Origin of the sequence: Saccharopolyspora sp. 6V (assembly GCF_020176785.1) — a bacterium.
Taxonomy (GTDB): Bacteria; Actinomycetota; Actinomycetes; order Mycobacteriales; family Pseudonocardiaceae; genus Saccharopolyspora_C; species Saccharopolyspora_C gregorii.
Map to the genome: position 1 here is coordinate 15,108 of NZ_JAIUKB010000134.1, position 24,007 is coordinate 39,114.

The 24,007-nt window shown below is 74.0% G+C and carries 19 protein-coding genes; 12 read left to right on the forward strand and 7 right to left on the reverse strand.

Translation table 11 applies throughout. The annotated features are described in order from the left end of the window. Positions 1–197: 197 nt before the first annotated feature. Positions 198–989: a Scr1 family TA system antitoxin-like transcriptional regulator gene (locus tag LCD35_RS23735; RefSeq protein ID WP_225044919.1), complete on the forward strand. Its 792-nt coding sequence runs from the start codon at positions 198–200 to the stop codon at positions 987–989. 115 nt (positions 990–1,104) lie between these two features. Here LCD35_RS23735 and LCD35_RS23740 read toward each other — a convergent pair whose 3' ends face one another. Next, a complete protein-coding gene (locus tag LCD35_RS23740) occupies positions 1,105–1,716 on the reverse strand; it encodes a TetR/AcrR family transcriptional regulator C-terminal domain-containing protein (protein ID WP_225044920.1) in 612 nt (203 codons plus the stop codon). Positions 1,717–1,765: 49 nt separating this feature from the next. On the opposite strand from LCD35_RS23740, the gene LCD35_RS23745 reads away from it, so the two are divergent. After that, positions 1,766–3,235, forward strand: coding sequence for an FAD-dependent monooxygenase (locus LCD35_RS23745; RefSeq protein WP_225044921.1), 1,470 nt, complete (start codon positions 1,766–1,768; stop codon positions 3,233–3,235). 24 nt (positions 3,236–3,259) lie between these two features. Here LCD35_RS23745 and LCD35_RS23750 read toward each other — a convergent pair whose 3' ends face one another. Continuing rightward, on the reverse strand, positions 3,260–3,655 hold the full coding sequence (locus LCD35_RS23750; protein WP_224966928.1) for a hypothetical protein: 396 nt from the start codon (positions 3,653–3,655) through the stop codon (positions 3,260–3,262). A gap of 164 nt (positions 3,656–3,819) precedes the next feature. Between LCD35_RS23750 and LCD35_RS23755 the strand changes: the two genes are divergently transcribed. Both LCD35_RS23755 and LCD35_RS23760 read left to right on the forward strand, forming a co-directional pair. Next, on the forward strand, positions 3,820–4,107 hold the full coding sequence (locus LCD35_RS23755; RefSeq protein WP_224959763.1) for a hypothetical protein: 288 nt from the start codon (positions 3,820–3,822) through the stop codon (positions 4,105–4,107). Then, complete coding sequence (locus LCD35_RS23760) at positions 4,104–4,409, forward strand: hypothetical protein (RefSeq protein ID WP_224959764.1); 306 nt, start codon at positions 4,104–4,106, stop codon at positions 4,407–4,409. Before LCD35_RS23755 ends, LCD35_RS23760 begins: the two co-directional genes overlap by 4 nt. 6 nt (positions 4,410–4,415) lie before the next feature. Here the strand turns inward: LCD35_RS23760 and LCD35_RS23765 are convergent, their stop codons facing one another. The 4 genes from LCD35_RS23765 to LCD35_RS23780 form a co-directional block, all read right to left on the reverse strand. Beyond that, a complete protein-coding gene (locus LCD35_RS23765; protein ID WP_225044922.1) occupies positions 4,416–6,377 on the reverse strand; it encodes an ATP-binding protein in 1,962 nt (653 codons plus the stop codon). Beyond that, a complete protein-coding gene (locus LCD35_RS23770; protein WP_224959766.1) occupies positions 6,374–7,066 on the reverse strand; it encodes a DUF4255 domain-containing protein in 693 nt (230 codons plus the stop codon). The genes LCD35_RS23765 and LCD35_RS23770 overlap by 4 nt, the downstream gene beginning before the upstream one ends. Positions 7,067–7,148: 82 nt before the next feature. Next, positions 7,149–10,205 (reverse strand): DUF11 domain-containing protein, encoded by a 3,057-nt coding sequence (locus tag LCD35_RS23775; protein WP_225044924.1) that lies wholly within the window; start codon positions 10,203–10,205, stop codon positions 7,149–7,151. Between the two features lie 119 nt (positions 10,206–10,324). Continuing rightward, positions 10,325–10,951, reverse strand: coding sequence for a LuxR C-terminal-related transcriptional regulator (locus LCD35_RS23780; protein ID WP_224959768.1), 627 nt, complete (start codon positions 10,949–10,951; stop codon positions 10,325–10,327). A 138-nt stretch (positions 10,952–11,089) separates the two neighbouring features. Between LCD35_RS23780 and LCD35_RS23785 the strand changes: the two genes are divergently transcribed. From LCD35_RS23785 to LCD35_RS23810, 6 genes are all read left to right on the forward strand, one after another. Continuing rightward, positions 11,090–12,415, forward strand: coding sequence for a hydrolytic protein (locus LCD35_RS23785; protein WP_224959769.1), 1,326 nt, complete (start codon positions 11,090–11,092; stop codon positions 12,413–12,415). Between the two features lie 474 nt (positions 12,416–12,889). After that, complete coding sequence (locus LCD35_RS23790; protein ID WP_225044926.1) at positions 12,890–14,350, forward strand: XRE family transcriptional regulator; 1,461 nt, start codon at positions 12,890–12,892, stop codon at positions 14,348–14,350. A gap of 103 nt (positions 14,351–14,453) precedes the next feature. Next, on the forward strand, positions 14,454–15,359 hold the full coding sequence (locus tag LCD35_RS23795; protein WP_224959772.1) for a diacylglycerol kinase family protein: 906 nt from the start codon (positions 14,454–14,456) through the stop codon (positions 15,357–15,359). A 105-nt stretch (positions 15,360–15,464) separates the two neighbouring features. Continuing rightward, complete coding sequence (locus LCD35_RS23800; protein WP_225044928.1) at positions 15,465–18,575, forward strand: RNA helicase; 3,111 nt, start codon at positions 15,465–15,467, stop codon at positions 18,573–18,575. A gap of 762 nt (positions 18,576–19,337) precedes the next feature. Next, complete coding sequence (locus tag LCD35_RS30565; protein ID WP_224959777.1) at positions 19,338–19,646, forward strand: DUF4333 domain-containing protein; 309 nt, start codon at positions 19,338–19,340, stop codon at positions 19,644–19,646. 51 nt (positions 19,647–19,697) lie between these two features. Further along, positions 19,698–20,918 carry a GNAT family N-acetyltransferase gene (locus LCD35_RS23810; RefSeq protein ID WP_225044929.1) on the forward strand — a complete coding sequence of 407 codons (1,221 nt, stop codon included), beginning with the start codon at positions 19,698–19,700 and terminating at the stop codon, positions 20,916–20,918. Between the two features lie 24 nt (positions 20,919–20,942). On the opposite strand, the gene LCD35_RS23815 is transcribed toward LCD35_RS23810, so the two are convergent. Further along, on the reverse strand, positions 20,943–21,854 hold the full coding sequence (locus LCD35_RS23815; protein WP_224959781.1) for a 5'-3' exonuclease: 912 nt from the start codon (positions 21,852–21,854) through the stop codon (positions 20,943–20,945). Between the two features lie 398 nt (positions 21,855–22,252). On the opposite strand from LCD35_RS23815, the gene LCD35_RS23820 reads away from it, so the two are divergent. Both LCD35_RS23820 and LCD35_RS23825 read left to right on the forward strand, forming a co-directional pair. After that, positions 22,253–23,401, forward strand: a complete 1,149-nt coding sequence (locus tag LCD35_RS23820) for a Xaa-Pro peptidase family protein (RefSeq protein WP_225044930.1) — start codon at positions 22,253–22,255, stop codon at positions 23,399–23,401. Continuing rightward, positions 23,398–23,862 carry an Lrp/AsnC family transcriptional regulator gene (locus LCD35_RS23825; RefSeq protein ID WP_374108128.1) on the forward strand — a complete coding sequence of 155 codons (465 nt, stop codon included), beginning with the start codon at positions 23,398–23,400 and terminating at the stop codon, positions 23,860–23,862. The genes LCD35_RS23820 and LCD35_RS23825 overlap by 4 nt, the downstream gene beginning before the upstream one ends. Positions 23,863–24,007: the final 145 nt, after the last annotated feature.

Sequence of the window (24,007 nt, forward strand, 5' to 3'; positions counted from 1 at the left end):
GCGGAGAAGCGCTATGCCCAGCACGTCGCCGATACGAAGAAAGGACTCGATCGATGAACCGCTCGTGGAAAGACATCAAGGTTCGACGATCACGACGTGACAGTCTCCACCGTCGAGGTCGGCCGAGGTGACGACCGCGTCTCCGCGTAGTGCGAGATGGCGCTTCGTCGTCCGCTCGGTCAGAGCTTTCTGAGGCCGTGCAGCACGCGTTCGTAGAGCGTGATGGTGCGGTCCGGGGTGGTGTCGGCCTGAATGTGACCGGTCAGGTGGAGGACGTACCCGGTTGGCCCGGGTCGGAAGAGGAGGCCGGGGCGTCGGCTGGGCGGGATCGCCGAGTTCGGGCCGGTCGGGAGCTGATCGGGCATCGCGGGGCTCAGCCGCGGGGGTTGTTCTTGGCCCAGGTGTGGGCTTTTCGGGCGACGTCGTGGTCGTTCACCCAGGGTTGCGCGACGGGAACGGTGTCGATGAGGGCGTGGTCGCCGCGATCTCCGCGCCGGTCGCCGGACAACGTCGAGATCCAGGTGGTGCCGCTTCGCGCTGATTGGCATCCGGGGCTGGAAGGGCTCTTCTCGATCGCCTCGTTCAGCGACGGTCGAGATCCGGTAGTGCACCTGGAGAATCGGATCTCGGGATTGTTCCTGCACGAGACCGCTGAAGTCTCGGCCTATGAAGAAGCACTTGGCAGGATGGACGATGTGGCGATGAGTCCGGCAGAGTCGAGCAAGTTCATCGTCGGCATCATCGAGGAGCCCTCGACGCTCGTCGGCGTGGAGTACTACGTCGACCGCCAGCGCGTCCTCCGCGACGGCGTCGCCCACCTGCGCACCCGGAGGACCGGCACGTGTCGGCCCCGCAGCGCCGTGAAGCGCGATCACATCGAATCCGACCGTCGCCGCCGCACGAGTAAGCTTACGGCGCTGAATGAAAACGCCCCTTCAGCCGAACGAACCCCCAGCTCAAGAAGTGTCGGCCCGCGCACGCGGGGATAAGCGGGTACTCGTTTTTCGCTCCGTCGGTTCTGAGTGCGGCTTTGCGGTGGTCCCCGGTGGTCCCCGGTGGTCCCGGTGTCGCCGGGCGTGATCGTGGTGGTGCGTGCGCGGTGCGTCAGTTCTGTTCCGTGGCCAGCAGTCGCCGGATGCCGTCTTCGAAGCGGTCGTCGAAGGTGTCGGTGGCGAGGGCGTGCAGCGAGGCGATCAGCGCCGGGTGGGTCTCGGGGTCCGCCGCGCGGGCGAGCCGGTCCTGGTCGGCGTCGCCGGTGGTCTGCTGCTCCTGGGCGAGGCCGAGGGTGAAGTAGACGAGCGCGTAGAAGATCCGGGTGGCCGCCAGGGGATCATCGTGCGATGCGCGGAGGGCGGCGAGCAGCGCTTCGCCGAAGCGCAGGGTGTGCGGTTCGGGGACGTGGGTCCCGGTCACGAGGGCGGCGCCGTCCCGGTGGGCCAGCAGTGCGGCCCGGTAACGGCGGATCAGTTCGCCCGCCCGCTCGTCGGCCGCCTCCGGCAGGCCGGTGTGGTCGACGGTGCCGACGACCGCGTCCGCCATCAGCTCCAGCAGCCGCTTCTTGGTCTTGACGTGCCACAGGACGGTGTTCATCTGCACGCCGAGCCGGTCGGCGACCGCGCGCACCGTCACGGCGTCGAGGCCTTCCTCGGCCAGCAGCCGCATGGCCGCGTCGACGACGTCGGCCGGGGTGAGCGCCGCTCGTTGCGCCTTGGTCATTGACCTAGTTTACTGGACGAGTCCATTGGTCACTGACTAAGGAGCGCGCGTGGAAGACATCGTGATCGTCGGAGCCGGACCCACCGGGCTCTGGCTCGCCGCGGAGCTGCGGCTGCAAGGGGTGTCCGCGACCGTGCTGGAGGCGAAGCGCGAACCCGAACCGCACTCCAAGGCGCTCACCCTCCACCCGCGGACCATCGAGATCTTGGGGATGCGCGGCATCGCCGACGAGTTCGTCGACGCGGGGATCCCGCTGCCCACCGGCCACTTCGGCGCACTGGACGCGCGGCTCGACTTCCGCGAGCTCGACACGCCCTACCCGTTCACCCTGTTCCTGCCGCAGGTCCGCACCGAGGAACTCCTGGCGGCGCACGCGAGCGACCGGGGCGTGCCGATCCACCGCGGGCACCAGGTCACCGGCCTCGACCAGGGCCCGGATTCGGTCCGCATCGCGGTCGAGGGGCCCGCCGGGACGTACGAGCTGGCGGCCCGCTACGTCGTCGGCTGCGACGGAACCCGCAGCACCGTGCGGACCTCGGCCGGCATCGGATTCCCCGGCACCGGCAGCACGATCTGGGGCTGGCTCGCCGACGTCGTCCTCGCCGACCCGCCCGCCGGAGCGGTCAGCGCGTTCGGACCCGACGGCGGCGTCATGGCCGTCCCGATGCCCGGCGGCCGCACCCGGTTCGTCGGCATCGCACCGGAGGACCACCGGACCGAGCACCCCGGCGAGCTGACCACCGCGGAAGTGCGGGACAAGCTGCGGCGCGCGCTGGGCACGGACTTCGGGCTGCACTCGCCGAGCTGGACCTCCCGGTTCGGCAACGCCACCCGGCAGGCCGACGCCTACCGGCGGGGGCGCGTGCTGCTGGCCGGGGACGCCGCGCACATGCACTTCCCGACCGGCGGCGTCGGGCTCAACGTCGGCTTCCAGGACGCGACCAACCTCGGCTGGAAGCTCGCCGCCACCCTGCGCGGCACCGCCGAACCCGGGCTGCTCGACAGCTACCACGCCGAACGGCACCCGGTCGGTGCGGACCTGCTCGAATCGACCCGGGCGCAGACCGCGCTCATGACCACCGGGTCCGTCGAAGGGCTGGCACTGCGCGGATTCCTGTCCGGCATGATCCGCGAGGTCCCCGAGTTCTCCCGCGCGCTCGCCGAACGCCTCGGCGCGCTGGACGTCCGCTACGCACCCGCCGAACCCGCGCACCCGCTGGCCGGGCGGCGCGCGCCGAACCTGGCGTTCGCGGACGGCGGCGAGCTGTTCCCCTTGCTGCGCGGTGGGAACCACGTGCTGCTCGACTTCACCGCGGGCGGAGCCGGCACCGCGCTGCCGCCCGGGACGCGGCGGCACCGGGCCGAGCTGAGCGGTGCCGCGGAACCCTGGGCGAGCGCCGATGCGGTGCTCGTCCGACCCGACGGCCACGTCGCCTGGGCCATCGGCGGTGACGGGCGGTCCGGCGGTGACGGGCGGTCCGGCGGTGACGGGCGGTCCGGCGGTGCTACCACCGAGTAGCTCGACCGGGCCGGCTGAGCACGGCTACCGCTGCTCGTCCTGGACGATCCAGGGCATGTTCTCCGGTTCCACCCGGCCGGGCAGGTGGGCGTTGAGCACCGGGGGCAGCCAGGTCGTGATCGGTGCGCCGAGCTCCTCGGACCACCGCGCCAGCAGCGCGGCCTGCTCGGAGTCCGGCCGGATGCGGACCTGCACCGGCCCGGAGCCGAGGTAGTGCACCTCGTCCCTGGCGTGCGGCGACCGGAGCCGCGCCCGCGCGCCGCGCACCACGTCCGGCAACCGGTCGTGCACCGCCTCGATCGCCTCGAACGCCACCGCGGTGGCCGTGCGCCCGTCCGCGCAGCACGCGTCCAGCCGGGACTGCAACGCGTCCGACACGAACACCGTCCAGGGCTCCGTTCCGCCCTCCCACAACGCCATGCCGGATGTCTACCAAACGGTGCTCACGGCTTGGTGGCTGAGCCGCACGGGCCAGGTCATGACAGCGCGCCACTCCTTGGTTCGATACATGTGGGCATTGCCCACTTACCCACTCGTGGCATACTGGGTGGAGGCTACGAGCAGGGGAGAGCGGCATGGGTGCGATGGCTGAAACCGACGCCGACTTCGAGCGCATCGCCGAGGTCGAAGCCGATGAGCGTTCCCGCATCGCGCTCGGGCGTGCGGGAGTGCGCCGGAAAGATCGCTACCTGGTGTTCAAGAACGAGGGCACCGGCGAGATCCGCATGATTCCGATGGCCAGCGTCCCCGCGCGCGAAATGATCATTTGGGAGAACGACGAGCTCCGCGACTCCTTGCTGCGAGGGCTCGCGGACAGCTCGGCCGGACGGATCTCCTACCGGGACGACTACTTGGAAGACGACGACGAGTGAGCGCGCCTCCGTTCCTCCTGGCCTACACCGCTCAGGCCCAGAAGGTCATCGAAGACCTGCAACGACCGCGGAACAGGGACAAGTGGAAGAAGGTCCGCAAAACCCTGCGGTTGTTGCGCGACATCGGTCCGTCGCATCCGGGCCTCCAGTCGCACAAGTACCACTCGATCACCGGCCCGGACGGTGAGGACGTGTGGGAGTCCTACGTCGAGAACCGCACCCCGGGCGCGTGGCGGATCTGGTGGGTGCACGGTCCAGGAGTGGACGAGCTGACGATCATCACGGTCGGCCCGCACCCGTAGGAGCCCCTACTCGAACTCGGCGTCGAGGGCCAGCCTCCCGAGCTTGGCGTACTCCTGGCGGATGGCGGTGAGCAGATCGGCCGTCGTGACCGGGCGGCCGGCTTCGGCGGCGAGGTAGGCGGCGGTGACGGCGCAGGCCCGGATGGAGCCTCCGGCGAGTTCGAAGCGCTCGGCGCAGCGGTCCAGGTCGAGGTCGTCGGCGCGGGGGAGTTCGGCGCCGAGGGTGCGGTCCCAGAGGGCGCGGCGCTGCTCCGCTTCGGGCACGGGGAAGTCGGCGATGACGTCCAGCCGGCGGGTGAAGGCCTCGTCGAGGTTGGCGCGGAGGTTCGTGGTGAGCACCGCGATGCCGTCGAAGGACTCCATCCGCTGCAGCAGGTACGCCGATTCGACGTTGGCGTAGCGGTCGTGCGCGTCCTTCACCTGGGAGCGCTTGCCGAAGATCGCGTCCGCTTCGTCGAACAGCAGCACCCCGTTCACCCCGGCCGCTTCGGTGAAGATGCGCTCCAGGTTCTTCTCCGTCTCGCCCACGTACTTGTCGACCACCGTGGACAGATCGACCACGTAGAGCTCCATGCCGAGGTCGGCGGCGACCACTTCCGCGGACATCGTCTTGCCGGTGCCGGATTCACCGGCGAACAGCGCGACCACACCGCGCCCGCGACCGCCGCCGGGGCGCATCCGCCAGTCGCCGAGCACCCGGTCCCGGTGCCGGGCGCGCACCGACAGCTCCGCCAGCGCCCGCGTCGTCCGCTCGGGCAGCACCAGGTCCTCCCAGCTGACACCGGGTGTGATGCGGCGGGCCAGGCGTTCCAGCCCGGCGCCGTTCTGCGCGCGCACCCCGGCGCGCAGGTGGTCCGCGTCGAGCGGCCGCCCTTCGAAGCGGGCCAGGCGGGTCGCCACCGAGGCGCCCCGGCGCACCTGGTCGGCGCCGAGCCGGTACGCGCTCAACGGCTCGACGTCGACGTCCCCGGCGCCGGCCTCGGCGAGCGCGCGGTGCCACAGCGCGGCGCGGTCCGGTTCGGGCGAGGTCAGCGACAGCGGTGCCTGCCGCGCCCAGGCCGGGTCCCAGCCGCCGGAACCGTGCAGCAGCAGCGGAATCCGCGCCGACTCGTCCAGCAGCCGCCGCAGGAGGCGCGCGGATTCGGGGCGCGACGACGACTCCAGCGGCCCGAACACCAGGCCCGCTCGCCGCAGCCGCGCCTCCCGCACCAGCTCCGCCACCGGGGGTTCCGCTTCGGCGTCCAGCGCCGCCGCGTCCAGCACCAGCGCCGCGCGCCCGCTCACCGCCAACGCGTCCACCGCCTGCTGCTCGGCGCCCGCCGCACCGCGCAGGTGGACCGCGCCGATTCCCGCGTCCAGGCCGGTGGCCAGGCGCTTCACCAGTTCCGCCGGTTCCGCGACCGGCTCGTCCACCACCCGCGCCAGGCCGCGCACCGCCGGGTCCGGCTCGTCCCCGCCGAGCAGGTGCGCCACCACCCGGTCCGGCACCCGCAGCGTCCTGGTCAGCAGCGGTCGCTCCGGCTCCTGCACCTCCAGCAGACCGCCCGCCACCAGCGGCGCCTCCGGGGCGAAGCGGAACCGGCCCGCGCCCGCCGTCGGCATCCCGCACAGCTCCAGCACCATGCCGGGCGTCGCCCGCCGCCGCGTCACGTCGTCGTTGAGGTAGCCGTAGAGCCGCTCGAACCGGGCGTCCAGCTCGGGGGCCAGCGCGATCAGCAGGAACTCCACGTCCCACGCGTCCAAGCCGAAATCCGCGGCCAGCCGCGCCAGCCGCGCGCCCGGTTCGGCGACCTCGCCCGGTTCCGCGGACCAGGACGCCGACGGGGATTCCAGCACCCGCCGCACCATCTCCTCGGTGAGGTACAGGCCGCGGTACGGGTCGTCGCGGTCCGGATCGGCGCGGGCGTCCAGCGCGAGCCGCACCCGGTGTTCCACCGCGCGCAGCCGCTCCCACAGCTCGCCGCTCACAACGGGCCCCGCAGCCGGCGGCGGCCCTGCGGGCGCGGCTTCGGCGAGGAGAACCCGTCGCCCTCGGCTGCGGTCCCGTCGTAGCGCAGGTGCCGCTGCTCGTCGGCGGGCCCCTCCGGGAACGACGCCCGGCCGCGCAGCGCTACGCCCTCCGTGACCGGCGGGCCGACCGGGCGCAGCACGCCCGCCAGCGGCGCGGTCACCCGCAGCGGGATCGACGGTTTCAGCTCACCGCCCAGCGCCGACCACACGTCCGTCGGCGACCGGTTCTCCGCCAGCTCCCCGCCCGTCTCCAACGACACCTCCAACCCGAGCTCGCCCAGCGAACCCGTGCGCCACCGCGGATCCAGCGCCTCGTACCGGATGAGGCCGCGCAGCGCCTGCGCCAGCAGCCGGTGCTCGTCCTGCGGACGGTTCGTCCACGCCGTCACCAGGTAGGACAGCTGGAACCAGCGCGGCGGGTCGAAGCGGCCGACGACCTCGCCGGACTCGTCGAACCGGTCCACCGCACCGGACCGGCGCAGCGCCGGCTCCTCCCGGAGGTCGTAGAGGAACACGTTCACCGTCGGGGCGTTGCGCTTCGCCGCCCAGTCCGTGGTGGGCGGGTCGAACGCCAGCTCCACCCCCGAACCGGGCAGGCCCTCCTCGGCCAGCAGCAACCGCAGGCCCTCGTCGACTTCGTGGATCACTGCGCGCTCCTCGCGTTCCTGCGGCAGGCCGGGTCGGGTGGCGGCACCTCAGCGGCCTCGGCGCCGCGCCCGCACCGCTCGATCACCGCCGTCCCATCAGCGGCGGCGGGACCGCCGGGGCGACGACCAGGAACGGTTCCGGGACGTGGACCGGGCTGAAGCCCGCTCCGGTGGCGGTGATGTCGCGCGGGCCGAGCCGGTCCTTCGGCAAGATCAGCAGCTGCGCCGCGAACCTCCCGTCCGGGCCGGGGATCGTGGGCGCGGCGGCCGCGGTGATGCCCGGTGTCCAGTTCAGCCGCACCGGCACCCCCGGCGGGAAGTCGAAGCCGCGCACCGAGGTCACGAATCCCGGCTCGCCCACCTCGGGGACCGAGATGATCCGCGGTTGCAGCACCCGGTACGAGGTGCGCGCCACGTTGTCCGCCGGGGTCGTGTCGGTGCCGGTGGTGCGCAGCGTGCCGGTGATCTCGCCGTCCAGCGCCGCCTTCGGCGCCAGCACCAGCACCACCGGCCGTTCCGCGCCCGGCGGCAGGTCCGGCAGCAGGCATCGGCTCGCCGAGCACCCCGGCGGCAGCGCGGTCACCGGGATCCCCGGCGGTAGCGCCACGTCCAGCGTCAACCCGGTCGCGGGGGAGGGGCCTGCGTTGCGCACCGTGAACGTCACGTCGGTGCGGCCGCCCACGTAGGACGGGTTCGGGTCGGCCCGCACCGTCACCCCCGGGGCCGCGGGCGCCGGAGGCGGCGGAGGTGGTGGTGGCGCAGGCGGTTCCGGCGCGACGACCGGCACGATCGTGGTCGCGGTGTTGTCGGTGGGTCTGCTGTCCCGCATCCGGCTGCGCGCCTGCCAGCGGAGCCGCTGGTCGCCGCCGTCGACTCCGACGACGGTCGCGGTCACCCGCACCTGCTGGTCCGGTTCGAGCAGGCCGAGCTCGCACCGGCCGTCCTGCCCGCAGGTGCCCACCGTCGAGTCGATCCCGGTCAGCCGCGCCCCGTCCGGCACGGTGAGCTCGGCGGTCGCGCCGGGTGCGGCGGCCGGGCCGTTGTTGGTGATCTGCGCCGAGACCCGCACCTCGTCGCCCACGTCGATCTCGTCGGTGCGCTCCGGCGCGGACACGCTCACGTCGACCGTGGCCTGCCAGGTCGCTTCCTTCTGCCTGCCGGGGAAGCCCTGGGTGAGCGGGGTGATCCGGCCGGTCCGCATGTCCACCGCGGACAGGTGCTCGGGGGCGTTCACGCTCGCCCGCTCGGAGAACACCGCGCTGCTCCCGTCCGGGGACCAGCTGAGGTCGCGCGGCTGGAAGTGCTCGGGCGGGTCGTCGCCGTCGCCGGGCTTGTCGCGGCAGGAGTCCTCGGATTCCGGCAGCACCACCGAGCACGACTCGTCCTCGATCTCGTAGCGGTACAGCCCGTGCGGTTCCCGGTTGAACGCCAGGCTCGCGCCGTCGGGGGAGAACGCGGCGCTGTCGTCGACCACCAGCTCGGGGCAGTCGCAGAGCTCCTCGGTGACGTTGCGCTGCTGCTCCAGCTTCCCCACCTGGGCGAACCAGATGTGGTTGTAGCGCTGCTCCGCAGGCACGATCAGCTGCCCGCGGCTGAACGCGAGCCGTTCCCCGTCGGGGGAGAACACCGGCTGGGTGTCGTCCTCCGCCTGGTTCCGCGGCGGCACCCGGCCGAGGACCTCGCCGGTGGCCACCTCCACGATCACGATCCGGCTCTTGCCGCGGCCCTGATCGCCGGGCTGGCCGCCGGGGGAGCGGCGCGCCACCGCCAGCTTCGTGCCGTCCGGGGACCAGGCCGCGTCGGTCTCCCAGTCGTCCTGCCCGCGGTCCGCGATGGGCAGTTCCCGCCGGTTCGAGCCGTCCGCGTCCACCAGCTGGATGCGCTGCCGCCGATCCCCCTGCGGGCCGCTGAACGCGCTCACCGCGATCGTCGCGCCGTCGGGGGAGTAGGACTGCCGCTGCGTCCACGGGTCGTAGTCCGGGTCCGGTTCGAACAACTTGCTGGAATCCTCGGCGGCCGCCGGGTCCTCGTGCAGCACGTCCACGCCGAGGCTGCGCGGATCGCTGCCGTCCGGCCGGATGTCCTGCAGCTGGGCCACGTTGAAGCAGCACGCCGTCGTGCGCGCCACCAGCAGCCGGCCGCCGGGCAGCAGCGCGGGCGAGTCGACCTCCCGCACCTCGTCGAGCATCAGCACCGGGGTGTTCGTGGTCGGTGCCGTCGGGACGTCCACCCGGTACACGTAGTTCGTGGTGAACCGCCCGCTCGGCAGGTCGTGGCTCAGGAACAGCAGGCACTCGCCGTCCGCCCGCCACACCGGCCAGAAGCTCGTCCACGAGGCCCGGTCGCCGCCGAGCAGCGCGTCCCCGGTGGTCTGTCCCGGGCTCGACAGCACCCGAACCTGCTGGTCGTAGCTGTCCGCGAGGTTCCCGTCCGGGTCGAAGGTGTAGGCGATCCGGTCCTCGTCCACCGGGTTCCACGCGGGCTGCACCGCGGCCCCGCTCGGCTCCCGGGTGCGCTGCTGCGCGAACGCGCCGGTGACCTCGCGGGTGTAGATCTGCCAGCGCCCGGTCGCGTCGCCCGCGAACGCGATCCGCTCCCCGTCCGGGGAGAACGACGGCCAGGTCTCGTTCGACGCGGACGTGGTGAGCCGGGTCAGCTGCGTGCCGTCGGTGCGCACCCGCCACAGGTCCCGCTGCGTCCGCTGCCCGCCCGCGGGCTCCGCCGAGTCGAACACCACCCACCGGCCGTCCGGGGACAGCTTCGGGTGCGCGGCGTCGCGGCCCTCGGTCAACCGGCGCACCGAACCGGAACCGTCGCGCAGGTACACCTGCGCGGTGGCCTCGTCGCGGAGGCTGGTGAACACCACCAGGTCGCCGCGGGTCGCCGGGTCCTCGTCGAAGTGCGCGGGCCGCTCGTCCAGCAGCGGTTCCGAGGTCTTCCCGTCCGCGGACCCGGAGGTGTCGTCGACGAGGCCGATGCTGCGGTGCCCCGGCCCGGAGAACGCGATGCGGCCCGCCGGCGGATCCTGCTGCGCCGTCGCGGGCGGCAACCAGATCAGCCCGCACAGCACCACGAGCACGCCGAACAGGGCGCCCCCGACGCGCACCCGCCCGCGCCGGAACGCGCCCGACACCTGCATTCCCCACCTCCGAGCTCGGAACCCCGTCCGATCCTGTCCGCAGCCGGGGGCACCCGGGAGGTCCGCTCAGGCACCGGGGCGGGAAGCCCGCAGGGGACTTTCGGGCAACGCGAGGGGAATCAGATCAACCCCTGCCGCATCACGTGGCCGACCGCGTGCGCCCGGTTGCGCAGCTGCAGGCGGGTGGTGACCTCGTGCAGGATGTTCTTCACCGTGCGCTCCGAGTACGACATCTTCCCCGCGATCTCCCCGGTGTCGAAGCCCTCCGAGATCAACCGCAGCACCTCCACCTCCCGCGCCGTCAGCGTCGACAGGTTGAAGCCCTGCGCGTCGGCGGAACTGCGCTGCAACCGGCCCACGTGGTCCAGCAGCCGGGAGAGCATGTCGCCGGGCAGCACGCTCTCCCCGCGCACCAGGGCGGTGATCAGCCCGACGACCCGGTCCTGCTCGGCCTCCGCCCGCCGCAGCACCGCCGACACCCCGCACTCGATGACGATGCGCAGCGCGTTCTGCCCGAACTCGCCGACGATGAGGCCGGTGCGGGTGCTCGGCGTCCGCTGCAACCGCCGCAGCAGCAGCACCGCCTCGTCGTCCACCCGGTCCACCACGACCAGCGACACCTGCGCCTTCTCGTGCTCGTCGAGCTTCAGCACGTCCACCTCGGGACGCGGGCGCAGCTGCGCGGTCACGCCCGCGTGCAGCAGCGGGTCGCCCGCGTGCACCGCGACGGGCACTCTCGTGGTCATGTCCGCTCTCTCCTCACCTCGTGGGTCGTGGCCGGGAGGTCCGGGCAGTCGGGTTGCGTCGGTGCGGGCAGCCGCCCTGCCCGCCCGCTGCCCCCGAGGCCCTGCCGCGGACGGCCGGGGGCACCTAGCTTTCGTCGGGTGAGCACCTCAGCTGTGTGGGAGAACGAGACGATCGTGGTCGCCCCGGGCGGGGAGGCCACCGCGACCCTGACCGTGCACAACGGCACCGACATCGTGGAGGCCTACGAGTTCGAGGTCGTCGGTCGCTGCTCGCCGTGGACCGTCGTCGAACCGGCGCGGCTCTCGCTCTACCCGGGGACGCGGGGCAGCGTGACGCTGGTGCTGCGCCCGCCGAGGTCTCCCGAGGTGCCCGCCGGGGACGTACCGCTGGCGGTGCGGGTCACCCCGGTGGAACGGCCCGAGCTGGTGGCGGTGCCCGAGGCGACCGTGCACGTCGAACCGTTCCAGCAGCTGCGCGCGTGGCTGGCGCCGCAACGCCGCCGGGCCTGGCGCACCGGCCGCTTCCACGTGGTGCTGCACAACCAGGGCAACACGCCGATCGACGTGCCGCTGGAACCGGGGGACGCCGCCGAGGAACTCCGGTTCCGGCTGGAGGAATCTCGGCCCCGGGTCGAACCGGACGAGCAGGTGGAGGTGCGGCTGCGGGCGCGCGCCGCGAAGCTGATCTGGTTCGGTGCCCCGGTGCGCACGCCGTTCGTGGTCACCGCCTCGCCGGTCGCGGTCCACGACGCGGTGACGGCGCCCGCGGGTGCCGGTGCGTTTCCGGCGACGGGGTTCGAGGCGTACCCGGAGCAGCTGGACGGGGAGCTGCACCAGCTGCCGATCCTGCCGAAGTGGCTGCTGGCGTTGCTGGCGCTGCTGCTGGCGCTGCTGATCGCCTGGTTCGCGCTGCTGAAGCCGACGCTGGAGTCCGCGGCGAAGGAGGCCGCGGAAGAGCGGGCGCAGGAGATGGCGCGCAACGGCGAACTCGCCCCCGCTCCGCAGCCGCAGCCCGAACCGCCGCCCCCGGCGGAGGAACCGGGCGGGGACCAGCAGGACCGACCGCCCGGAACCGTTCCGCCCGGGAGCAACACCGTGCCGGGCGGCGGGCAGTTCTCCACGACCATTCGAGTGGCCACGAATGGCGGAGAGGCCGGTGCCCAGCCCTACATCGTCCCGGAGGGGAAGGTGTTCTACATCACCGACTTGGTGCTGGCGAACTCCCAGGGCGATGAAGGAGTGCTCACCATTTGGTTCGGCGGTCGCATGGTCACCACGATCGCGCTGGAAACGTTCCGGAACCAGGACTACCACTGGGTCACGCCCATCGAAGTCCCCGCGGGTGGACGCGTCGTCGGCGAGGTGAATTGCGCCCTGCCCGGAACTCCGCCGTCGGGGCAGCGCGCGCCGCGGTGCGTGGAGGTGCTCAACGTCAGCGGGGTGCTGCGGGATCTGCCGCGGTGACCCGGTGTTCCCGGATCCCGTCCGTCCGGAGCACCTCGGCCGCGGGGCGCTCCGGCGGCCCGCTCGGTACCCCGACATGCGCACCCCTCCCCGAATCGATCCCACGCCGCCCGATCGGCGTCCCCTGATCCAGCGAAGCACGAAATGCCGAACCCGGCCAGGAAGATCCACAGGAAGAACGGGCGCGCGCATTTCTTCCGGCCCGGAACCCGTGCTCGGCTGATCGAGTGCATTTCCGCTGCCATTCGGGTGCGTCCGTTCGAGCAGTGGGAATGCATCCGGTGACGGCGAGATCACCGGGCCGGGGAATGGCGCGATCGCGGACGTTGTGCCGTGCGAAGCATCTCCGGATAATGGTGTCCGGAGATCATCGGGGGCTCGGGGAGAACGTCGGTACCGCAGCGTGGCGGCCTGAATTCCGGCGCGGTACGCCGGCGGACCCGGCCCGCCGCTGCGGGAGAAGTGGTGGGGTACATGGCGCAGGTCGGTCCCGGCGACACCCCGCACCCCGGTTTCGGGACCGCGCTCCGGCGGCGCCGCGCCCGTGCCGGCCTCACCCAGGAGGAACTGGCCCGGCGCACCGGCATCAGCGCCCGCGCCATCGGCGACATGGAACGCGGACGGGTGGCCCGCCCGCAGGCCCGGACACTGCGTTCGCTGGCCGCGGCCCTCGCCACCGACGAGGGGGAGCTGCGGAACCTGTTGCCGCGCCCCGGGATCGGAACGCCGGAGGCCGCACCGGCTCCGCCGGACCCGGGCTGGGGCGGGATGCTGTGCGCGCTGCCGCCCGAGATCGCCGACCTCACCGGCCGCGACATGGCGGCCGCCGAGCTGCGGACCGTGGCCGCAGCGGAGCGCCGCCCCCGCAGCGCCCCCGTCGTGGCCGTCACCGGTCCGCCCGGAGTCGGCAAGTCCACCTTCCTGGTGCACACCGCGCACCGGCTCGCCGAGCACTACCCGGACGGCTGCCTCTTCCTGCCGATGCACCGGTACGGGCGGGTGCGCCCGGAGCACGCGCTCGGGGTGGTGCTGCGCGCGCTCGGCGTCGCCGAGAACCGGCTGCCGCCCGGCGCTGACGCGCGCTCCAGCCTGTACCGCTCGCTGTTGCAGGGCCGCCGGGTGCTGCTGGTCCTCGACGACGTCACCGACGAGGCGCAGGTGCGGCCGCTGCTGCCCAGCGACCCGGACTGCCTGCTGCTCGTCGCCGGGCGCGGCGGGCTGGCCGGGTTGGAATCGGTGGCGCGGATCCCGCTGGACGTGCTAGCCCCGGCCGATTCGGTGCGGCTGCTCGGCGCCATCGCCGGGGACGAGCGGATGAGCCGCGAGCCGTCGGCGGCCGTGGCGCTGGCCGAGCTGTGCGGGCACCTGCCGCTGGCGCTGCGGATCGCGGGCAACCGGCTCGCCGGGCGCCCCACCTGGCTGGTGTCCGACCTGCTGCGGCGGCTGGCGGACCGGCGCGGGCGGCTCGACGCGCTCACCGCGGGCGACCTGGCGGTGCGGCCGGTGCTCGCGGCGGTCCACCGGCGGTGCGGTGAGCTCGCCCGGACCGTGTTCCGGCGGCTCGCGCTCGCCAGGGACGGGGAGATCACGGTGCGGCGGGCCGCGCTGCTCGCGGAGCTCGACGTCGACTCCGTCGAACGGGCGCTGGAGGAACTGGTGGACCTCGGCCTGCTGGACTGCGTCGCGGGCGGCGGGCGCTACGCCCTGCCCGAACTGCCGCGGCTGTTCGCCGAGGAACGGCTCCGCGCGGAGGAACCGGGCCGGGAGGAGGCGGTGCGGGCGGCCGACCGCGCCTGCTCGGTCCCGCCGCGCCCTGCCGCGGGCCCCCGGCCGCAGCACCTGCCGCAGGTCGCGGGCCGCGAGCAGCGCCGCGCCGCGGAGCCCCCGCTGCTGGGAGCGCTGCGCCTGCCCGAGGGGTTCGTCCGGCCGGACTAGCCGGACTTCCGCACTAGCGGGACTTCCGCGCGAACGGCCGCTGACCGGGGGTTCCCGGTGGTGGCTGGTCACGCGACGGGGGAGTGGGCCACGATGTTGCCCCATGCGCACCGTGGTGTTGATCAATCCAGCTTCCGGCCGGGGCCGCGGCGCGGCCGTCGCCGCGCAGGCCGTCCGGCGGTTCCGCGTGGTCTCGGCGGTCCGCGTCGTGATCGCCGCCGACGCCGCCGAGTTCGCCACCGCCGCCCGCGCCGCGGTGGGCGACGACGTCGACGTGCTGGCCGTGGTCGGCGGGGACGGTGCCGCGCACGCCGCCGTGCAGGCCTGCGCCGGGGCGCGCACCGCGCTGGCGATCATCCCGGTGGGTACCGGCAACGACCTGGCCCGCGCGCTCGGCCTGCCCGCCGACCCGCTGGAGGCCGTGCGGGCCGCCACCGACGCCGTGCAGGGCGGGCACCGGCGGGCGCTGGACCTGGGCCGCGTGGTCGGCGGGCAGCGGTTCGCGACCGTGCTGTGCGCGGGGTTCGACGCCCAGGTCAACAGCAGGGTGAACCGCTCCCGGTTACCCATCGGGCGCGCCCGCTACGACGTGGCCGTGCTGCGCGAGCTCGCCCGGCTGCAGGCCATGCCGCTGCGGGTCGAAGCGGACAACGTGGTGCTCGACGTGGCCGCGACCTGCGTGGCCGTCGGCAACACGCCCTACTACGGCGGCGGGGTGCCGATCTGCCCCGGCGCGGACCCGACCGACGGCCTGTTCGACGTGACCGTCGTCGGGGAGGTGGGGCGTGCCGACCTGCTGCGGGTGCTGCCCGCGATCCGCACCGGCGAGCACGTCGAGCACCCCGCGGTGCGCACGCTGCGGGCCCGCTCGGTGCGGCTCGGCGGCGGCAACGGCTGGACCGCGTTCGCCGACGGCGAACCGCAGGCCAGGCTGCCGGTGAGCCTGCGCTGCCAGCCCGCCGCGCTCCAGGTGCTCGCCCCGGCCGCTGCGAAGAGCGACGCGGCCTGAGCTGCCCGTTCACCTCGGGTGGCTGTGAGCCGTTCGCACTCCGACATGTCGCATCCGGATCGCTCGGGATCGGATGAGAAGAATCCCGGTTCGCCCCGTGACCCGGTGGCCCAGAACCCGGGCGCCGAGAACCCGCCCGCGGTGGAGCCCGGTTCCGCCGACGCGTCCCCCGGGAGCGCGGGCCCGCCGCGCCGCCACCGGACCCGGGGCGGCCGCCGCACCGGTGCGCAGGCCCAGGGCGACCGGCCCGCCGGTGCGCGGGACCGGGGTGACCGGTCCGCCGAGCGGAACCGGGAAGACGGGCCCGCCGACGAGCACGCCCGGGAGGACCGGCCCGCGGAAGGGCAGGATCGAGACGTCCCCACCGGCGAACCGGACCGGGACGGCCGCTCCGCCGCGGAAGGCGCTCGACGCCGTCCCACCGGCGAGCAGGCCCGCCGCGGCGCGGACGCGGACGACGCCCCCGCCTCGCCCGCCGAGTCCTACGCCGCGCACCGCCGCCGCAGCGCGCACCCGAAGTTCGCCGAGTTCGCCGGTTCGCTGAGCTTCGAGCTCGACGCGTTCCAGCGCACCTCCTGCCAGGCCCTCGAATCCGGCCACGGCGTGCTGGTCTGCGCGCCCACCGGCGCGGGCAAGACCGTGGTCGGCGAGTTCGCGGTGCACCTGGCGCTGTCCGAGGGCCGCCGCTGCTTCTACACCACCCCGATCAAGGCGCTGTCCAACCAGAAGTTCGCCGACCTCTGCGAGCGCTACGGCGAGGACGCGGTGGGCCTGCTCACCGGCGACACCTCCATCAACGGGGACGCGCAGGTCGTGGTGATGACCACCGAGGTGCTGCGCAACATGCTGTACGCGGGCTCGCGCGGCATCGACCAGCTCGGTTACGTGGTGATGGACGAGGTGCACTACCTCGCCGACCGGTTCCGCGGTGCCGTGTGGGAAGAGGTGATCCTGCACCTGCCGCAGCACGTGCAGCTGGCCAGCCTGTCGGCGACGGTCAGCAACGCCGAGGAGTTCGGCGAATGGCTCGTGGAGGTCCGCGGCGACACCACCGTCGTCGTCGACGAGCACCGGCCGGTGCCGCTGTGGCAGCACATGCAGGTCGGCTCCCGGATGTTCGACCTGTTCGGCGGCGAGACCTCGGAGCGGGAGCTGTCGCTGAACCCGCGGCTGCTGCGCCACACCCAGGAGCTGTCCCGGGTGCACTCGCCGTACGGCCGCGGCCGCGGCGGTCCCGGTGGCGGCAGGCGCAAGGGGCCCCGGCCGCCGCGGTTCTTCGCACCGTCGCGGGTGGAGGTCCTGGACAGCTTGAACTCGGCGGGCCTGCTGCCCGCCATCGTGTTCATCTTCAGCCGCGCGGGCTGCGACGCGGCCGTGAGCCAGTGCATGCGCGCGGGACTGCGGCTCACCGGCGAGCACGAGGTCGACGAGATCCGCGAGGTCATCGAGGAGCACACCAGCTCGCTGCCCGAGGCGGACCTGTCGGTCCTCGGCTACTGGGAGTGGCGCGACGCGCTGGAGCGCGGGATCGCCGCGCACCACGCCGGCCTGCTGCCCGCGTTCAAGGAGACGGTGGAGGAGCTGTTCGTCCGCGGCCTCGTCAAGGCCGTGTTCGCCACCGAGACGCTCGCCCTCGGCATCAACATGCCCGCCCGCACCGTGGTGCTGGAGCGGCTGGTCAAGTTCAACGGCGAATCGCACGTCGACCTCACGCCCGGCGAGTACACGCAGCTCACCGGGCGCGCGGGTCGCCGCGGCATCGACGTGGAGGGCCACGCCGTCGTGGTGTGGCAGCCGGGCGTGGACCCGAAGCAGGTCGCGGGGCTCGCCTCCACCCGCACCTACCCGCTGCGCTCCTCGTTCCGGCCCGGCTACAACATGGCCGTGAACCTGGTGCAGCGGGTGGGCCGGGACGCGGCGCGCGACCTGCTGGAGCAGTCGTTCGCGCAGTTCCAGGCGGACCGCTCGGTGGTCGGCATGTCGCGGCGGGTGGACCGCAACGCCGACGCCCTGGAGGGCTACGCGGAGTCGATGACCTGCCACCTCGGTGATTTCGCCGAGTACTTCTCGCTGCGCCGCCGCATCTCCGAGCGGGAGAAGGTGCTGGCCAGGCAGAACCGCGCGTCGAAGCGGGCCGAGGCGGCGAAGTCGCTGGAGAAGCTGCGCAAGGGCGACGTCATCCAGGTGCCCGCGGGCCGCCGCTCCGGGCTGGCCGTGGTGATCGACCCGGGCCTGGAGCCGATGGGGGAGCCGCGCCCGCTGGTGGTCACCGAGGACCGCTGGTCCGGCCGGTTGTCCGTCGCCGACTTCACCTCCCCGGTGGAGGCGCTGGGCCGGATGCGGCTGCCCAAGCACGTGGACACCCGGTCGCCGAAGTCGCGCCGCGACCTGGCCTCCAGCCTGCGGGACACCGGGATCTCGGTGGGCGGCGGGCGCGGCGGGCGCCGCTCCGACGTCGGGGACGACGCCGAACTGGCCAGCCTGCGCCGCGCGCTGAAGGCGCACCCGTGCCACGGCTGCGACGAGCGGGAGAAGCACGCCCGCTGGGCCGAGCGGTACGAGCGGCTGCGGTCCGAGACCGAGCACCTGCGGCGCAAGGTCTCCACCACCACGCATTCGCTGGCGCGCGCGTTCGACCGGATCATCGGCCTGCTCGCCGAACGGGACTACGTCACGCCGGACGACCCGGAGCAGCCGGTCACCGAGAACGGCAGGCGGCTCACCCGGCTCTACAGCGAATCAGACCTGCTGGCCGCGGAATGCCTGCGCGCCGGGATCTGGCGGTCCTTGCAGCCGGCGGAACTCGCGGCCGTGGTGTCCGCGCTGGTCTACGAGTCCCGCCGGGAGGGCGCGGTCTCGCCGCCGGTGCCGTCCGGGGCGGTCGCCGACGTGCTGGACAAGACCTGGGACGTGTGGGGCGAGCTGGAGGAGGACGAGCGCAGGCACAAGCTCGACCGCACCCGGGAACCCGACGCCGGGTTCGCGTGGCCGGTGTACCGGTGGGCGCGCGGCGAGTCGCTGGAGCGGGTGCTCACCGCCGCCGAATCCACCGGTCACGAGCTGTCCGCGGGCGACTTCGTGCGCTGGTGCCGCCAGGTGGTGGACCTGCTCGACCAGATCCGCGACGTCACCGGCAAGTCCGATCCGGTGGGTTCGGCGGCGGCGAAGGCCGTCACCGCGATCCGCCGCGGGGTGGTCGCCGCGGGCGCCGTGTGATCGGCCGCCGCGCCCGGATCGGTTGCGGCGGCGGCTGATCGCCGTCGGCCGCGCGACCCGGCGGGGTCATGGCGCGATGGCGCGCTGTGATTGGATTCGGGGGTGCGGTGCGTCGGGGGTCGCGCGCCGCGCCGGAACTTTCAGCTTTCCCGGAGGTACTGGATGAGCGGCCCCAACGGCCCGTCCCAGCAGGGCGGTCGGCCGGCGCAAGGGCACCCCGGTTCCGCGGCCGGTGCCGGTCAGCGGACCAACCCGGGGCTGCCGGTTCCCGGGCGCCGTCCCGGGCGACCGGGCCAGGGCAGGACCGGCCAGGGCGGCGCGGAGCAGCAGGGCAGGGCGACGCAGCCGGGTCAGACCCAGCCGGGTCACACCCAACCGGGTCAGCCGCAGCCCGGCCAAGCCCAGCCCGGCCAGAGTCAACCCGGCCAGACACAGCAGACCCAGACCCGGCCGGGGCTTTCCCACCCGGGGCAGGCCCAGCCCGGTCACTCCCACCCCGGCCGGACCCAGCAGATCGGCCAGCGCCCGCCGCGCCCGGACCAGCAATCCCGCCCGCGGCAAGGGGAATCCGGTGCGCAGCAACCGGGACCGGACCGCAGGACCGGCGCCGCGAACCCGGGGCAGCAGCCCCGCACCGGCGACGCCGGCGGGCGTCCGCGGGCCACCGGCGCGGAATCCACCCACCCGAACCTGCCGCCGATCGTCGTCGGCCCGCGCGGCCGCGGCTGCGCGCCGACGCCATCGCCGCGCACGAGGTCGAAGGTGCCGTGGGTGTTCGGCGGCGCGGTCCTGGTGACCGTCGCCGGGTCGCTGGCCGTCGTCGGCTTCGTGCACCCCGGCGTGCTGGTGCACGACCGCTTCGACCCGGAGAGCGTGCAGCAGGGCGTGGCGCAGACGCTGCGCGACTCCTACCACCTCGGCACCGTCGAATCGGTGAGCTGTCCGGCCGAGCAGCAGGTGGTGCCGGGCAACCGGTTCGACTGCCAGGTGACCCTCGGCGGCGGGACGAAGCCGGTGTCGGTGACCGTCCGGGACGCGAGCGGTACCTACGAGGTCGGCTACCCGCGGTAGGGAGCCGGGAATTCGCTCGACGCGCGGCCCGGCACTGGGCAGGATGCAGGCGTGACCGACGTCGACGTGCGGCCGCTGGCCGAATCCGAGTACCGCCCGAGCTTCGACCTGTTCCTGGCCTCGCTGCACGAACCGCAGCGCACCGGGGACGAGCGCTGGCAGCGCCCCTCGACCAGGTACGAGCCGGGCCGGGTGTTCGGCGCGTTCCTCGACGGCGAGCTCGCCGGTACCGCCCTGTCGATGACCTCGGCCCTGGAGGTGCCCGGCGGCGCGGTGCTGCCCGCCGCCGCGGTCACCGGGGTGGGGGTGCGCGCGGACCGCACCCGGCGCGGTCTGCTGCGGGAGCTGATGCGCGCGCAGCTGACCGAGCTGCGGGAGCGCGGTGAGCCGCTGGCGGTCCTGCACGCCTCGGAGACGCGGATCTACCCGCGCTTCGGCTACGGCCTCGGAACCCGGTCGCAACGGGTGCAGGTGGCCCGCACGCACGCCGAGCTGCGCCCGGACGCACCGATCGGTGGGCAGGTGCGGCTGGTCGACGGGCCCGCGGCGGAGAAGCTGCTGCCCGAGCTGTACTCCCGCATCGCCGCGGGTAGGCCCGGCCTCATCGCCCGCGGCGAGGGCTGGTGGACCACCCGGCTGGCCGGGACGGTGGAGAACGGGGGAGCGCTGCGGGTCGCGGTGCACTCCGACGACTCCGGCACCGACGACGGGTTCGCGCTCTGGGAGCCGTCGAAGACCGACCACCACTTCGGCGACGGGTCGATCCGCATCCTGGTGAGCGACATGCACGGTGCGGACGACGCGGCCACCGCTTCGCTGTGGCGGTTCCTGCTGGGCCTGGACCTGGCGACCTCGGTGATCGCCGTGGACCGCCCGCTGGACGAGCCGCTGCCGTGGTGGCTCGCGGACCGGCGCGGTTGCGGCGTGGACCGCGTCGACGACGACCTGTGGGTGCGGCTGGTGGACGTGCCCGCGGCGCTGGCCGCGCGGTCCTACGGCGCGGCCGAGCCCGTCGTCGTCGAGGTGCGGGACCCGTTCCTGCCGCAGAACTCGGGCCGCTACCGGATCGGGCCGGGTGGCGCGGAACCGGTCGCGGACGCGCCGCAGCTGGGCCTGGACGTGGACGTGCTGGGTTCGCTGTACCTGGGCGACGTCCGGCCGAGCACCCTCGCCGCGGCGAACCGCGTCGAGGTCCACGAGCCGTCGGCGCTCGCCGCCGCCGACCGCCTCTTCGCCGCTGCGCGCCCGCCGTGGTGCGGCACCCAGTTCTGACCGGGACGGTCGAGCGGCACCGGGTCAGAGCGCGGCGATGAGCCGGTCCAAGGGCCCGCCGAGGCCCCACCAGGTGCCGAGCTCGGCCAACCGGTCCGGGTCGGCCGGCGCGGCGGGAGCGGTGTCCGGCCGGTCCAGCACCACGGGCGCGTCCCGCACGACCCGCACCACGGTGGGCGCGGCGGCGAGGTAGTCGGCGGCGTCGGCGAGCTTGCCGCGCACCCGCGGCGTGAGCCGCCGGTCGCCCTGCTCGGAAGCGGCCAGCAGCGCCGCCAGCGAACCGAACTCGGTGATCAGCTTCGCGGCCGTCTTCTCCCCGATGCCGGCCACCCCGGGCAGCCCGTCCGAGGGGTCGCCGCGCAGCACGGCCATCTCCGCGTACGCCTCGCCCGCGCGAGCGGGGTCCAGCGCGTAGCGCTCGGCGAGTTCGTCCGGGCCGAAGTCCTGCGCCTTCGCCAGCCCGGCCCCGACGTAGCGGACGCGCACCGGCGTCGGCGCCGGGCGCACCAGCTGGAACAGGTCGCGGTCGCCGGTGACGACCTCCACCGGGTCGGTGGTCTCGCGTTCGGCGAGGACGCCGATCACGTCGTCGGCCTCGTAGCCCTCGGCCTCCGCGGTGGCCACGCCGAGCGCGTCCAGCACGTCCAGGATGATCGGGATCTGCGGGCAGAGGGTGTCCGGCACCTCTTCGGCGTCCGGGTCCGCCTCGGCGACCCGGTGCGCCTTGTAGGACGGCAGCGCGTCCACCCGGAACTGCGGCCGCCAGTCGTTGTCCAGGCAGGCCACCACGCGGGTCGGCCGCCGTTCGCCGATGAGCTTCGCGAGCATGTCGCAGAACCCGCGCACCGAGTTCACCGGCGTCCCGTCCGGGGCGGTCAGCGATTCGGGCAGCGCGTAGTAGGAGCGGAACCACAGCCCGGCGGAGTCGATCAGCATCACAGAACCCGTCACGGCGCACACTCTGTCACGACCGGCCGACGCCGCCCGGCGGAGCGGGGCCGATCCGGGTTCCGCAGGGCTGTCAGATCACTGTCACCAGGCCGCTCGGGGGACGTCCTACAGTCGCAGCAGCCCGGTGCGCACGCGCCGCGCACCGCGGCTTCCCGGCCCTCGTGGCCGGGGTGCGGAGCGGCCCGTCGCCGACCCCCGACCGGTGGGCGGGCCGTTCCGGCCGGGCACGTCGGTCCTCCCCGGGGCGTCGCAGCCCGGCCGGGCGCGGCGGGCCGGGCGGGTCAGCGGCGTCCCGCCCGGTTCCGGCCCGCGGACCGCGGTGCTGATCTTCGGCCCGCGCACCGCCGGAGGAGCGCGGCGCCCGGCGGTTAGGCTAGGTGGCCATGGCCACTGACTCGCTCAAGCAGGATCCCGCGGTGCTCTCCGCCCGGCTCCGCCGCGCCGCGGAGACGGCGGCGCACGCCGACCTGGACGCCCTGCTGATCACCCCCGGTTCGGACTTGCGGTACCTGCTCGGTGCCCGCGGTGAGTCCTTCGAGCGGCTCAGCACCTTGGTGCTGCCCGCCGCCGGCGGTGCCGCCCCGGTGCTGGTGCTGCCGAAGCTGGAGGCTCCCGGTTACGCGGACGTCCCGGCCGACGAGCTCGGCATCGAGGTCGTGACCTGGGTGGACGGCGAGGACCCGCACGCGCTGGTCGCGGACCTGCTGCGCCGCGGCGGTCGCGCCCCGTCCCGGCTGGGCGTCGCCGACGTGACGCCGGCGCTGCACTGCCTGCCGCTGCGCTCGGCGACGGGTGCCGAGCAGGTGCTGGCCGGTTCGGTGCTGCGCGAGCTGCGGATGCGCAAGGACGCCGCCGAGATCGACGCGTTGCGCGCGGCGGGCGCCGCGATCGACCGGGTGCACGCGCGGATGGGCGAGTTCCTCACCGCCGGTCGCACCGAGGCGCAGGTGGGCGCGGACATCGCCGCGGCCATCGTCGAGGAGGGGCACACCGAGGCGGAGTTCGTCATCGTCGGTTCCGCCGCGAACGGTGCCAGCCCGCACCACGCGCTGTCGGACCGGGTGATCGAGGCCGGGGACGTGGTGGTGGTGGACATCGGCGGTCCGATCGCCTCCGGCTACAACTCGGACTGCACCCGCACCTACGCGGTGGGCGAGCCGGCCCAGCCGGACGTGCTGGAGACCTACGCGGTGCTGCAGGCGGCGCAGGACGCGGCGGTGCGGGCGGTGCGCCCCGGAGCCACCGCCGAGTCGATCGACGCCGCGGCGCGGGAACCGATCGCGGCGGCCGGTTTCGGCGAGCAGTTCATCCACCGCACCGGGCACGGCATCGGCCTGGACGTGCACGAGGAGCCCTACATCGTCGGCGGCAACGCGCTGGAGCTGGAGCCGGGCATGGCGTTCAGCATCGAACCGGGCATCTACCAGGCGGGCCGGTGGGGCGCCCGCATCGAGGACATCGTGGTGGTCACCGAGGACGGCGTCCTGAGCGTGAACGAGCAGCCGCACGACCTGGTGGTGCTGCCGGCGTGAGCGACCGGAATTCGGGCGAACTGGAAGCGACCGACCGCGCGATCCTGCGGGAGCTGGCGCACGACGGCCGGTGCAGCTTCACCGATCTGGCCGAGCGCGTCGGGTTGAGCGTGTCGGCGGTGCACCAGCGGGTGCGGCGGCTGGAGCAGCGCGGCGCGCTGCAGGGCTACGTGGCCAAAGTGGACGGTGACCAGATCGGGTTGCCGCTGACGGCGTTCATCTCGTTGACGCCGATCGATCCGGCCGCGCCGGACGACTACCCGCAGCGGCTGGAGCACCTGCCGGAGATCGAGTCGTGCTACTCGGTGGCGGGCGACGAGTCCTACATCCTGCAGGTGCGGGTGGCGTCGCCGCTGGGTCTGGAGGAGCTGCTGCGGCAGATCCGGGAGGCGGCGAAGGTCTCGACGCGGACGACGGTGGTGCTGTCGACGCCGTACGAGCACCGGCCGCCGCAGATCTAGCCCTCGACGTGCTCGCGTGGGGGGGGGGGGGCCGGGGGGGCCCCCCCCGGGGGCGGGGGGGGGGGGGGGGGTGTGGGGGGGGGGGGGGGGGGGGGTGGGGGGGGTTGGGGGGGGGGGGGGGGTGGTAAAGGACTTTTGAGCGCAA